Here is a 12,885-nt window from a genome sequence, read left to right as displayed (position 1 = left end):
CCGAGGGCCGGCCGGCGTCGCACAAGTTCCTGCGCGACAAGAAGGCCGAGTGGGAGGAGTACCGCAGGCAGGTCACCGCGTTCGAGTTGCGGAAGAATCTGCCCGTGCTGTGACCCACGGACGAGAACGGACGACGGGCCCGGACCGCTGCGAAGCGGTCCGGGCCCGTCGTCCGTGCTGACCGGGGTGGCGTCAGGCGGTGGGGAATCCGCCCGCGTTGCGCACCTCGGACAGCGCCCGCTTGATGGTGACCTTCGCGAAGTAGCCGGCGCCGAAGAATATGCACTGGACGACGTACCAGAACTTCTCGGCGCCGGTCATCTCGACCAGGCCGTACTCGCTCAGCGCCTTCTTGACCGGGACCTTCTGCATGTAGGCGGCACCGAAGTAGATGCAACCCAGGACGTACCAGAACTTCTCCCAGGAGGTGTTGGTGCCCTGTCCGAGGAACTGCCGCTGTGCCATGACGCTCTCTGCCTTCCGATGACCGTGGGGTCCGGGGAACGCGCCGATCGGAGCCCTTGCGGGCGGCCCCGGGCGGCAGTCGTGCGCAGGCATGGACGCCTTGCGGCACGCTGAAGCTCGAGTCGAGATGGCGTGGGTGATGCGCATGTTCACGGTGCTGGTCGTCCTGCCGGCCAGCCGCCCCCCGAATGCGCAAGCCGCAGCATAGGGCAAGGTGGCTTGATCGTCACCTGGGTATGCCGAGGTCAGAGGCGTGATCGGGAGTTGGGGGGCGGCGGCTCCCGTGTTCGGTATTCATATCCGTGTATTTGGCGAGACATGTCGGGCGACAGGGCGTCGCGATGACGGATCCGGGGGTGTCATCCCGTTCTTCTCCCGGTCCCCGGGGCCACCAGTACAACCCTTGGCGGTCTTCGGGTGTCCAGGACGTGGCCGGACGGTGATGCTCCGGTCGGCGTCCTGACCGTTCCGACGAGGAGACCCAACCGTGCGCCAGCGCCTCCGCCCCTCGCACCTTCGCAAGCCGGCGGCCTTCGTGGCCGCCGCCGCGTTCGTCGCGGCCGTTCCCGCGGTCGCCGCGGCCCCGGCGTACGCCGATCCGGGCGAGGCCTCCCTGGTGATATCGACTCTGCCGGGCGCGTCCCCCAAGCCCGGTGAGGTGTACGACAAGAACGTCGTCATCACCAACAAGGGCACCGCGGCCGCGGACGGCTTCACCTTCCGGGTCCGGCTGACCCGCGGGCTCGACTTCCCCGAGGACGTGCAGGGCTGCACCTACTCGACCGTCGCGGACCAGGTCAGGCAGGCCCTCTGCGAGCTCGACACGGTCATCGAGCCCGGGGCCTCCGTCGAGACGCCGGTGCGGTTCAAGGCGCTGCCCAAGGCGCTGATGGAGGCGGTCGAGTACGGCACCTCGGCCACGGGCGCGGCTCCGGGCGAGGGATTCGACGACAGCTACCGGCGGCTGACCCTGACCGCCGACAGCTCGGCCGACCTCGTTGCCGTCGGTGAGGACACCGAGGCCCTCGCGGGCGGCCAGCAGTCCATCAACGTGCAGCTGCGCAACGACGGCCCCGGCTGGATCCAGAACCAGGAGAGCGACGACCAGCCGGCGCTCATGGTGCGGATCCCCAAGGGCACGACCGCCAGCATGGCCCCCAAGGACTGCGCGCCGTTCGGGATCGACGGTCCGAACGCGCCCGGGGGGACGCCGGGCAGGCCCGTCTACGTCTGCTGGCCCGACGACCGCACCATCGAGGTCGGCCAGTCCCTCACGTACACCTTCATGCTGGACGTCGCGAAGGGCACGAAGACCACCGACGGCGAGGTGAAGGCGACCTCCGTCTACGACATCCACCCGGCCTTCGACAAGAACCCCGCCAACGACACGGCCAAGATCCACGTCGCCATCCCCACCGACAACGAGGACGGCCCCACCCCGTCGGCCTCCGCCACGGCCCCGGGATCCTCCACGGGCGGCGGCAACGACCCCGCGGGCCAGTCCACCGGCGGCTCCGGCAGCACGGGTGGCACGGGCGGCACCGGCTCCACCTCGGCCGGCTCGACCACCGGCGGCTCCACGACCGGGTCCGCCGGCGGCAGCCTGGCGAGCACCGGTTCGGACGGTACCCCGGTCGTCGCCGCGGCCGCGGCCGCCACGGCCGCTCTCGGCGCCGGCCTGGTCCTGGCCGTCCGCCGTCGCCGCGCCAGCGCGCAGTCCTGACGGCCAGGGGCCGGGCGCTCTCCGAGGAGCCCGGGCCCCGGTCCAGGGCCCGGGGCACCGCCTAGCGCACGTACGCGGGGGAGACGGCCGCGGTGCTGACGCGCCGCGGCTTTCCGCCGCCGTCGGACGGGAGCGTCCACAGGTCGGCGCCGTAGTCGCCGGGGAGGGCGTAGACGAGGGTGCGGTCGTCGCGCCAGACCACCTGGTCGTCGACACTGCGCGGCTCGGCGAGCGCCGTCTCGTGCCCGGTGCGCAGATCGAGGACGTACAGATGCCAGGGCGCGTCCTCGGGCAGGCCCTTGACGCGCTTCTTGAAGGCGACGCGGGTGCCGTCGGGGGAGAGGGACGGGCACTCGACGTTGGTGTGCACGGTGGTGACGGTGCGGGCGGCCAGGTCGCCGCGGACCAGGTACGTCGTGCCGTGCGTGGCCATGGTGGCGTAGAACCCGCGGTCGTCGGCAGTGAAGGTGATCCCCCAGAAGTTGACGTCGGCCGACCGGTAGGTCCTGCCGTCCTTCACCACGCGGTACGCCTCCAGGGACGGCGTCAGCTTCCCCGTGCGGGTGTCGACGATCGCCGCCCGGGTGGAGAAGTTCGTGCCCGCGTAGGAGTCACCGCCCACGAACGCCGTCCAGGCGGCGTACCGGCCGCTGGGGGAGACGCGGGCGCGGGACGGGATGCCGGGCACGTCGTAGCGGGCCCTGACGCGCAGGGCGGAGTCGAGGATCACCGCCCGGTAGGTGTCCCGGACCGCGCCGTGCACCGCCTGGAGGCACACGCCGGTGCCCGCAGCGGCGTAGAAGCGCAGGCACTTGACCCGGGAGGCGGTGCGCGGGCCCGAGGGGTCGGACGCAGGGACGGACGTCAGCTGGTCGCGGTGCGGGCCCCACGCCATGTTCCGGAACACCAGCCGCCGGGAGCCGGTCAGAAAGACCGGTCCCGTGGCGATCCGGGGGCCGCCCGGCTGTGCCTGGTTCCGGCGCTCCGCGCGCGCCGAGGCGTGCAGCACGGAGGCCGTCGCGACGCCCGCGAGGACGACCAGGGCCGAGACCAGGACCAGGATGCGGGTGCGCAGCGTCATACGAGGCCTTCCGGCGGGGTGCGGCGGAGGGGGCGCAGGGTCGTCGAGAACAGCGCGCACAGGGCCAACGCCACGGCCGACGCCGTGAGCGCCGTACGGTCGCCCCACGCCGTCCAGGCCGCGCCGAAGGCGAGCGAGCAGACGAGACGGGCCAGCGCCTGGCCCGTCTGGACCAGCGCGAGCCCGGAGGAGCGCAGTTCCTCGGGCACGCTGTCCGAGGCCGCGGCCATGAGCACGCCGTCCGTGGCCGCGTAGAAGCCGCCGTGCAGGAACAGGACGGCGAACGGCAGCGCCGTACCGTGCCAGGACGTCAGCAGCAGGCCGTACGCGAGGAGCAGGGCGCCGTGACCGGCCAGGAACACCCGCCACCGGCCGGCCCGGTCCGCGAGCCGGCCCAGCGGGACGGCCAGCAGCAGGAACGCGGCGGCGGTGCCGACGGGCAGGAGTGCGAACCAGCGGTCCGGCACCCCGAGCCTGTGCTGGAGCAGCAGGAACATGAACGAGTCGCTGACCGTGGCGAGGCCGAGCAGGAGCGCGCAGAGCGTGATGCCGCGCAGCTCCGGACGGCGCAGCAGGGCGAGGGCGGCACGCAGGGTGGGACGGGGCGCGGGGCGGAGGGGCGGGGCGGAGGGGGCGGCGGGCGGACCTGAGAGGTCCGGGAGGCCGGCGGAGGTGACGTCCGGGGTTCCGGTTTCGGGGTCCCGGAGGCCCGCGGCCGTGGTGCGGGAGGCGAGGGAGCCCTCGGACCGCGTCCGCGCGGCCGGTGTCCCCGCCGCGGACGCGGCCCGCGCCGCCGGGCCGCCCGGCACGAACAGCACCAGGACCAGTACGCCCACCACGGCCACGCAGAAGCTCACCGTGAACACCGCGTCGTAGCCGTCGACGGTCTCCCGGAGGATCAGGAAGGCGGCGAACGGGCCCAGCAGGGCGCCCGCCGTGTCCATCGCGCGATGGACGCCGAAGGCCCGGCCCCGGGACCCGGGGCTGCTCGACAGGGAGATCAGGGCGTCGCGCGGGGCGGTGCGCAGGCCCTTGCCGGTGCGGTCGGCGGCGAGGACCAGGCCGATGGGGGTCAGGGTCTGCGCCACCAGGAGCAGCGGTTTGCACAGGGCCGACAGGGCGTATCCGGCGCCCGCCACCCACTTGTGGCGGCCGCCGCCCCGGTCGGCGAGATGTCCCCCGGCCAGCCGGACCAGCGCCGAGAAGCCGTTGTAGATCCCGTCGAGGAGCCCGAAGCCGAGGGGGGACAGGCCGAGGCCCGCCACCAGATAGAGGGGCAGGACCGCCGTCACCATCTCCGAGGAGACGTCGGTGATCAGGCTGACCGTGCCGAGGGCCAGCACCGTGGGCCCGACCGCGGTGAGGCGCCGCCCGGCGCGGGGCCGGGCGGCGCTCTCCGCGGACGCCGCCGCTGTCTCCGGTGCACCGGCGCGGCTGTCCGCAAGGTACATGTCAGGACGTCCAGATGCCCGTGATGTCCTTGGCGGAGGCCGCGTTGCCGGCGTGCGACGTGAGGCCCTGCATGTCCTCCAGCGTGCGCAGCAGGTCGTAGTGGTTGTACGTGGTGGCGGACGACGACCCCGGGGTCACCTGCTGGCCGTAGAGGACGGTCGGGATCTTGTTGCCGGCGAGCCGGTTGTCCTCGTCGAAGGTGACGACGAGCAGGCTGTTGTGGGTCTTGGCCCAGGTGGCGTAGGCGCTCAGGTTGGTGTTCAGCCAGGTGTCACCGGTGGACACCGAGCAGTCGTGCATGTCGCTGCACAGGTTCGGGACCACGAAGGAGACCTGCGGAAGCGTCGAGTAGTCCGTCGGGAACTGGGCGAACGTCTTCGCGCTGGACGTCGGCACGTTGCTGAAGCCGAACCACGGGTTGTGCTTGCGCGCGTAGTTCCCGCTGCTGCACGTGGTCGACCCCTGGCTCGGCAGCGTCTCGTTGTAGCTGCCCCAGGTCCTGCCCGCGGCGATCAGCTCGGAGGCGAGGTTCGGGGCGGAGGAGAAGCCGGGCGTGTAGCAGCTGTCGTCCGTGATGCCCTGGGTGGAGCCGGAGAACAGGGCGAAGTAGTTGGGCTGGCTCGGGTGCGTCTCGGCGTACGACTGGGTGAGGTTGGCCCCGCCGGACTTCAGCGAGTTGATGTACGGGGCGCTGGAGGAGCCGATCACCTGGCTGTACGCGTGGTTCTCGAAGACCACGACGACGACGTGGTCCGGGGTCGGGACCGTGGCCGCGGCGTGCGCGGGGGCCGAGCCGGCGAGCCCGCTCCACAGCCCCACCGCGGCGGCGGTGAAGGCGAGGGCGGATGCCACGACGGCACGGCTGCGGGTGTACACGTTTCTGCCGGACACTTCGGACCTCCGGTGGGGGAGAGACGACGGTGGCGGTGCGGACAGAGCATGCGCACGCCAACATTCCCCGGGTCCACATCCCTCAACCCGAGGGATGAAGACCGGATGAACTGCTGCCTCTCTTTCCTTTCTACCGGCCTCCCCACCGCCCCGCACGGCCGTCGGCGCGGGGCGCAACCGTGCGTACGGAGGTTAGGCTCGGGCGCGTACGCCCTTGATCGGACCATCGGACCAGGTGCGCGGGTCGGGGCGGGTGTTCGGCATCGATCGACGGGAGGCCGGGATGACGGCGCCGGGGCGCAGGAGCAGTACCTTCACACGGCTGCTGCGGCACGGCTTCACCGATCCGTCGGCGGCCGAGCGGCTCCTGGAGGGGCCCGAACTGGCCCCCGTGCGGTCCGACCCGGTCCTCCTGGACGCGCTGGGTGCCACCGCCGACCCCGACCTCGCCCTGCTCGGACTCGTCCGGCTCGTCGAGGCGCAGGACGGCCACAGCGCCCAGCGGGAACTCCTCGACACCCTGATCGCGGCCAAACCGCTGCGGGACCGGCTGCTCGGGGTGCTCGGCGCCTCCGCCGCGCTCGGCGACCACCTCGCCCGGCACCCGCACGACTGGCAGGCCCTCGTCACCTACGAGGCGCGGGACCTGCATCCCGGGGTCCAGGAGTTCGAACGGGGTCTGGCGGACGCGACCGACCCCGTCTCGCTGCGCGTCGCCTACCGCCGCTGCCTGCTCTCCATCGCCGCGCGCGACGTGTGCGGCACCACCGACCTCGCCCAGACCGCCGCCGAACTCGCCGACCTCGCCACCGCGACCCTGCGCGCCGCGCTCGCCATCGCCGGGGCCGCCGCCCCCGACGACGCCGCGCTGTGCCGGCTCGCGGTCGTCGCGATGGGCAAGTGCGGGGGCCACGAGCTGAACTACGTCTCCGACGTCGACGTGATCTTCGTCGGGGAGGGCACCGAGGGCGCCGACGAGGGCAAGGCCCTGCAGGCGGCCACCCGGCTCGCCTCGCACATGATGCGGATCTGCTCCGAGACGACCGTCGAGGGCAGCATCTGGCCGGTCGACGCCAATCTGCGCCCCGAGGGACGCAACGGCCCCCTGGTGCGCACGCTCAGCAGCCATCTCGCCTACTACCAGCGATGGGCCAAGACCTGGGAGTTCCAGGCGCTGCTCAAGGCCCGCCCGGTGGCCGGGGACCTGGAGCTGGGCGAGGAGTACGTCGCCACCCTGGCCCCGCTCGTGTGGCAGGCCGCCGAGCGGGAGAACTTCGTCGCCGACGTGCAGAAGATGCGGCGCCGGGTCGTGGAGAACATCCCGGCCGCCGAGATCGAACGGGAGCTCAAACTCGGTCCCGGAGGACTCAGGGACGTCGAGTTCGCCGTACAGCTGCTGCAGTTGGTGCACGGCCGGGGCGACACGTCCCTGCGCAGCGGTACCACCCTGGACGCCCTGAAGGCGCTCGCCGCGGGCGGCTACGTGGGGCGCGCCGACGCCGTACAGCTCGACGACGCCTACCGCTTCCTGCGCTCGATGGAGCACCGCATCCAGCTCTTCCGGCTGCGGCGCACCCATCTGGTGCCGCAGGACGAGGCCGAACTGCGCCGGATCGGACGGTCGCTGGGGCTGCGTGCCGACCCGGCCGCCGAACTGAACCGGGAGTGGAAGCGGCACACGGCCATGGTGCGGCGGCTGCACGAGAAACTGTTCTACCGGCCGCTGCTCGACGCCGTCGCCCAGCTGGCCCCGGGCGAGAGCAGGCTGAGCCCGGACGCGGCCAGGGAGCGGCTGGTCGCCCTCGGGTACGCCGATCCGGCGTCCGCGATGCGCCACCTGGAGGCGCTGGCCTCCGGGGTCAGCCGCAAGGCCGCCATCCAGCGGACCCTGCTCCCCGTGCTGCTCGGCTGGTTCGCGGACTCCGCGGACCCCGACGCCGGACTGCTCAACTTCCGCAAGGTCTCGGACGCGCTGGGCCGGACCCCGTGGTACCTGCGGCTGCTCAGGGACGAGGGCGCCGCCGCCGAGAACCTCGCGCGGGTCCTCTCCGCGGGCCGGCTCGCCCCCGACCTGCTGATGCGCGCCCCGGAGGCGGTGGCCCTGCTGGGCGACGGGGAGAGCGGCGGTCTCGAACCGCGCGGCCGCGCCCATCTGGAGCAGGAGATCCTCGCCGCGGTACGGCGGGCCGACGGCGGCGAGCAGGCCGTGACCGTCGCGCGCGGGGTCCGGCGCCGGGAGCTGTTCCGTATCACCGCGACGGACATCGTCGCCAGTTACGGGACCGAGGAGACGCCGGCCGTCGCCGACCAGGGGGCGCTGGTCGATCTCGTCGGCGGCGCGGTCTCGGACCTGACCGCGGCGACACTCGCGGGCACCCTGCGGGCCGTGGTGCACGACGGCTGGGGCGACACCCTGCCCACCCGGTTCGCGGTGATCGGGATGGGCCGCTTCGGGGGCCATGAGCTCGGCTACGGCTCCGACGCGGACGTGCTCTTCGTGCACGAGCCCCGCGAGGGCGTGGACGAGCAGGAGGCGGCGCGGGCCGCGAACAAGGTGGTGTCCGAGATGCGGCGGCTGCTGCAGATCCCCAGCGCGGATCCGCCCCTGCTGATCGACGCGGACCTGCGGCCCGAGGGGAAGTCCGGGCCGCTGGTACGGACGCTGAAGTCCTACGAGGCGTACTACCGGCGCTGGTCGCTGGTGTGGGAGGCGCAGGCGCTGCTGCGGGCGGAGGTCGTGGCCGGGGACGCCGGTCTCGGCAGCCGTTTCGTCGAACTCGTCGATCCGCTCAGGTACCCGGCGGAGGGGCTGGGCGAGGAGGCCGTACGGGAGATCCGGCGGCTGAAGGCCCGGATGGAGTCGGAGCGGATGCCGCGCGGCGCCGACCCCACCCTGCACACCAAACTGGGGCGCGGCGGCCTGTCCGACGTGGAGTGGACGGTCCAGCTGATCCAGCTGAGGCACGGCTGGGCCGAGCCGGGCCTCAGGACGACCCGGACCCGCGAGGCGCTGGCCGCGGCGCGCGCGGCGGAGCTGCTGTCCACGGAGGACGCGGCGACGCTGGACGAGGCCTGGGTGCTCGCCACCCGGGTGCGCAACGCCGTGATGCTCGTGCGGGGCAGGGCCGGCGACACCTTCCCCTCGGACGGGCGCGAGCTGGCCGCCGTGGGCCGCTATCTCGGCTACGACCCGGGGCACGTCGGAGACATGCTCGACGACTACCGGCGGACCACCCGGCGGGCCCGGGCCGTGGTGGACGAACTGTTCTACGGCGCGTGAGCGGACGCCCGGCGGTCACGGAACGTGACACCGGGCGGCGGTCGGACCCTCACCCCCGGACCCTCACGCCGCAGGCCTTCACCCCGCTCAGGCTCTCACCTCGCTCAGGCCCTCGTCCTCCGCCGGGTCCGCGGGGTCCGGTGTCCCCCGGGCCCCCGGCACCCACTGCGGCAGCGCGTACGGCAGCGCGCCGTACCACAGGCGCGCCACGAGGAAGCCGAAGGCGAGGCAGAGCAGGCCGCCCACCGCGTCCAGCCAGAAGTGGTTGGCGGTGGCGACGATGACCACGAGGGTGGCCGCCGGGTACAGGACGCCGAGGATGCGGGCCCAGGGCGCCCTGGCCAGGGCGAAGAGGCTCAGCCCGCACCACACGGACCAGCCGATGTGCATGGACGGCATCGCGGCGTACTGGTTGGACATGTGCTTGAGATCGCCCGAGGCCATCGAGCCCCAGGTCTCGTGGACCATGACCGTGTCGACGAAGGTGCTGCCGGTCATCAGCCGGGGTGGCGCGAGCGGGAAGAAGTAGTAACCGACGAGAGCCACCACCGTGGTGGCGAAGAGCACGAGACGGGCCGCCGCGTAGCGGCCGGGATGACAGCGGTACAGCCAGACCAGGACACTCAGCGTCACCACAAAGTGCAGGGTCGCGTAGTAGTAGTTCATCCCGATGATCAGCCAGCCGACCGAGTTCACCGCGTGGTTGACCGACTCCTCGACGGCGAGGCCGAGGTGGTGCTCCAGCCGCCAGATCCAGTCCGCGTTGCGGAGCGCCTCGCGCCGCTGCTCCGGCACGGCGTTGCGGATCAGCGAGTACGTCCAGTAACTCACCGCGATGAGCAGGACCTCGAACCAGAGGCGGGGGCGACGCGGGGTCCGCATACGGCGCAGGAGCGCGTGCCCCGCCTTCTCCTCCGCGACGGGCTGTGGAGTGGCCTGACGGCCTTCCAGTGACGACACGGTCGTATCACCCATAGGCACAGAGTCTGCCAGAAAAGGCTTCCCCCACCGATGATCCCTGGGTCGGGTCCCGGCCGCACTTTCTACACCTGTGGGAGTGCTTCGCCCCCTTTGTCGTCCTGCTCAGGAACGATTCCGGTCCCCGGGGGCAGAAGCGGTCGAACCGCGCACCACGAGTTCCGGCATGAACACGAACTCGCTGTGCGGCGCGGGCGTCCCGCCGATCTCCTCCAGCAGGGTGCGCACCGCGGCCTGGCCCATCGCCGGCACCGGCTTGCGGACCGTCGTGAGCGGCGGGTCGGTGAAGGCGATCAGCGGAGAGTCGTCGAATCCCACGACCGAGATGTCCGTGGGAACCTCCAGGCCGCGCTGGCGCGCCGCCCGTATCGCGCCGAGCGCCATCATGTCGCTGGCGCAGACGACCGCCGTGCAGCCGCGGTCCATGAGGGCGCTCGCGGCGGCCTGGCCGCCCTCCAGCGTGTACAGCGAGTGCTGGACCAGTCGCTCCTCGACGTCCGTGGGGTTCAGGTCGAACTGCTCCTGCATCGAGCGCACGAAGCCCTCGATCTTGCGCTGCACCGGGACGAACCGCTTGGGGCCGAGGGCGAGTCCGATGCTGGTGTGGCCGAGCGAGGCGAGGTGGGTGACCGCGAGCGCCATCGCGGCGCGGTCGTCCGGGGAGATGAAGGGCGCCTGCACCTTGGGCGAGAAGCCGTCGACGAGGACGAACGGGACCCCGCGGCCCCGCAGTTGCTCGTAGCGCTGCATGTCGGCCGAGGTGTCGGCGTGCAGTCCGGAGACGAAGATGATGCCGGCGACCCCGCGGTCGACCAGCATCTCGGTCAGCTCGTCCTCGGTGGAACCGCCCGGGGTCTGGGTCGCGAGGACGGGGGTGTAGCCCTGGCGCGTCAGGGCCTGCCCGATCACCTGCGCGAGGGCAGGGAATATCGGGTTCTCCAGCTCGGGGGTTATGAGGCCGACCAGGCCCTCGCTGCGCTGCCGCAGGCGCACCGGACGCTCGTAACCGAGGACGTCGAGTGCGGCGAGGACGGACTGGCGGGTGGTAGCGGCGACGCCCGGCTTCCCGTTCAGGACGCGACTGACCGTCGCCTCACTGACCCCCGCCTGGGCTGCGATGTCGGCAAGCCGTGTGGTCACAGGATTGGACTGTACCGGCCGCATCTCACCCTGCGCACCAACCAGACGCCGTGTGCGGGCTGTTGCTCGGCCCGCTCCGGGCTGCTGCATCATCGCGCTCCCTCGTGTTCTGGTCGGCTCGGTGTCCCGTGCATGCGCCGCGCGGGAAAGGGTGGCTCCTGCAAGGCACTGAGGGCTGATGATCCCTGTATGTGACATCCGTGGCAAGAGCTTGCAGAGTCTTGCACAGAGGTTCGCATGTCTGCTGAGCGGCCCGGCAGCAGGGTTTCGGGACGGCTGCCGTGAAGTCACGGGCGCATAACTGTCGGCAGCTCTTGCACTTTTTTGCTGCAAGGTCTTTCGCACCGCTTACATGGCTGTTACGTTCCAGTCGCCCGGCGGACGCAACGGCGCAGTCGGCAAGTCGGCAAGGGGATCGGGCGGGACCGATTCCCCACCTACTCGGGCTTTCACCCTCAAGGAGAACTCATGCGGCGTGGCATAGCGGCCAGTGCGCTGGTGGCGTCTTTCGCCCTCGCGGCGACGGCCTGCGGCGGCAGCGGCAGTGACAGCAGCGACAAGGCCAGCGGGCCGGTCACCATCACGTGGTGGGACACGTCCAACGCCACCAATGAGGCGCCTACGTACAAGGCCCTGGCCCAGCAGTTCGAGAAGGCCAACCCGAACATCAAGGTCAAGTACGTCAACGTGCCCTTCGACCAGGCGCAGAACAAGTTCGACACGGCCGCCGGTGCCTCCGGTGCCCCGGACATCCTGCGCTCCGAGGTCGGCTGGACCCCGGCCTTCGCGAAGAAGGGCTACTTCCTGCCGCTCGACGGCACCGCGGCCCTCGCGGACCAGGCGAAGTTCCAGCCCAACCTGATCGAGCAGGCCAAGTACGACGGCAAGACCTACGGTGTGCCGTTCGTCACCGACACCCTGGCGCTCGTCTACAACAAGGCGCTGTACAAGAAGGCCGGCATCACCGAGGCCCCCAAGACCTGGGCCGACCTGAAGAAGGACGCGGCCACCATCAAGGCCAAGACCGGCGTCGACGGCTACTGGGGCTCGACCCAGGCCTACTACGCCCAGTCCTTCCTCTACGGCGAGGGCACCAACACGGTCGACGCCACCGCCAAGAAGATCACGGTGAACTCGCCCGAGGCCAAGAAGGCGTTCGGCACCTGGCAGGGCCTGTTCTCCGGCAAGGGCCTGCACAAGGCGGACACCACCGCCGACGCCTACGCCCACATCCAGGACGCCTTCGTCAACGGCAAGGTCGCCTCGATCATCCAGGGCCCGTGGGAGATCACCAACTTCTACAAGGGCTCGGCGTTCTCGGACAAGACGAACCTCGGTATCGCCACCGTCCCGGCCGGCTCCACCGGCAAGGCGGGCGCCCCGACCGGCGGCCACAACCTCTCGGTCTACGCCGGTTCGGACAAGGCCCACCAGGCCGCCTCGCTGAAGTTCGTCAACTTCATGACCTCGGCGAAGTCCCAGGCCACCATCGCGCTGAAGAACTCCACGCTGCCCACGCGTGACGACGCCTACACCGACGCCGTCAAGGCCGACCCGGGCATCGCCGGCTACCAGGGCGTCCTCCCCGCCGCCCAGCCGCGCCCGGCGCTGCCCGAGTACGGCTCCCTGTGGGGCCCGCTCGACACCGAGCTGCCGAAGATCGCCGGTGGCAAGGAGTCCCTGGACAAGGGCCTGAGCAACGCCGAACTGGCGATCGCCAAGCTGGTCCCGGACTTCAGCAAGTGAGTCCGTGTGGCCGCCGGATCCTTCCCCGGCCCGACTTCGGTCGGGCCGGGGGGACCCCCGAGAACGGGGGACACGGAACCGGCGGCCACCGGCTGTGTGCGTCCAACTCCTGATCTTGCAGAAGGTGTC

9 protein-coding genes and 1 pseudogene are annotated in these 12,885 nt (G+C 71.6%); 4 read left to right on the top strand and 6 right to left on the bottom strand.

Annotated features, from left to right (window positions below):
• Positions 1 to 26 precede the first annotated feature (26 nt).
• Positions 27 to 113, top strand: a pseudogene (locus tag ACH4S8_RS19920) (glutamine synthetase); the annotation flags it as partial.
• Between the two features lie 79 nt (positions 114 to 192).
• Here the strand turns inward: ACH4S8_RS19920 and ACH4S8_RS19915 are convergent.
• Positions 193 to 465: a hypothetical protein gene (locus tag ACH4S8_RS19915; protein WP_398395669.1), complete on the bottom strand. Its 273-nt coding sequence runs from the start codon at positions 463 to 465 to the stop codon at positions 193 to 195.
• Between the two features lie 487 nt (positions 466 to 952).
• Here ACH4S8_RS19915 and ACH4S8_RS19910 point away from each other — a divergent pair, with 487 nt between their 5' ends.
• Complete coding sequence (locus ACH4S8_RS19910; protein ID WP_398395667.1) at positions 953 to 2,188, top strand: LPXTG cell wall anchor domain-containing protein; 1,236 nt, start codon at positions 953 to 955, stop codon at positions 2,186 to 2,188.
• A gap of 61 nt (positions 2,189 to 2,249) precedes the next feature.
• Here the strand turns inward: ACH4S8_RS19910 and ACH4S8_RS19905 are convergent, their stop codons facing one another.
• Genes ACH4S8_RS19905 through ACH4S8_RS19895 form a run of 3 tightly spaced genes read right to left on the bottom strand, consistent with a single transcriptional unit; the run spans position 2,250 to position 5,612 of the window.
• The gene (locus tag ACH4S8_RS19905; protein ID WP_398395665.1) at positions 2,250 to 3,269 is read right to left on the bottom strand and encodes a TolB family protein; all 1,020 of its coding nucleotides are present in this window, start codon (positions 3,267 to 3,269) and stop codon (positions 2,250 to 2,252) included.
• The gene (locus tag ACH4S8_RS19900; RefSeq protein WP_398395663.1) at positions 3,266 to 4,720 is read right to left on the bottom strand and encodes an MFS transporter; all 1,455 of its coding nucleotides are present in this window, start codon (positions 4,718 to 4,720) and stop codon (positions 3,266 to 3,268) included. Before ACH4S8_RS19900 ends, ACH4S8_RS19905 begins: the two co-directional genes overlap by 4 nt.
• Position 4,721: 1 nt before the next feature.
• Positions 4,722 to 5,612, bottom strand: coding sequence for an alkaline phosphatase family protein (locus ACH4S8_RS19895; protein ID WP_398395661.1), 891 nt, complete (start codon positions 5,610 to 5,612; stop codon positions 4,722 to 4,724).
• Between the two features lie 283 nt (positions 5,613 to 5,895).
• Here ACH4S8_RS19895 and ACH4S8_RS19890 point away from each other — a divergent pair, with 283 nt between their 5' ends.
• Complete coding sequence (locus ACH4S8_RS19890) at positions 5,896 to 8,892, top strand: bifunctional [glutamine synthetase] adenylyltransferase/[glutamine synthetase]-adenylyl-L-tyrosine phosphorylase (RefSeq protein ID WP_398395659.1); 2,997 nt, start codon at positions 5,896 to 5,898, stop codon at positions 8,890 to 8,892.
• 87 nt (positions 8,893 to 8,979) lie between these two features.
• On the opposite strand, the gene ACH4S8_RS19885 is transcribed toward ACH4S8_RS19890, so the two are convergent.
• Both ACH4S8_RS19885 and ACH4S8_RS19880 read right to left on the bottom strand, forming a co-directional pair.
• Positions 8,980 to 9,867 (bottom strand): phosphatase PAP2 family protein, encoded by an 888-nt coding sequence (locus tag ACH4S8_RS19885; RefSeq protein WP_398395657.1) that lies wholly within the window; start codon positions 9,865 to 9,867, stop codon positions 8,980 to 8,982.
• A gap of 108 nt (positions 9,868 to 9,975) precedes the next feature.
• Complete coding sequence (locus ACH4S8_RS19880; RefSeq protein WP_398395654.1) at positions 9,976 to 11,010, bottom strand: LacI family DNA-binding transcriptional regulator; 1,035 nt, start codon at positions 11,008 to 11,010, stop codon at positions 9,976 to 9,978.
• 468 nt (positions 11,011 to 11,478) lie between these two features.
• Between ACH4S8_RS19880 and ACH4S8_RS19875 the strand changes: the two genes are divergently transcribed.
• Entirely contained in the window at positions 11,479 to 12,756 is a 1,278-nt protein-coding gene (locus tag ACH4S8_RS19875; protein WP_398395652.1) for an extracellular solute-binding protein, read from the top strand.
• Positions 12,757 to 12,885: the final 129 nt, after the last annotated feature.

It is taken from the genome of Streptomyces sp. NPDC021080 (genome assembly GCF_044333225.1).
In the GTDB taxonomy this organism is placed as follows: Bacteria; Actinomycetota; Actinomycetes; order Streptomycetales; family Streptomycetaceae; genus Streptomyces.
Note: the sequence above shows the minus strand (reverse complement) of the source record. Positions and strands in the feature narration are given on the sequence as shown.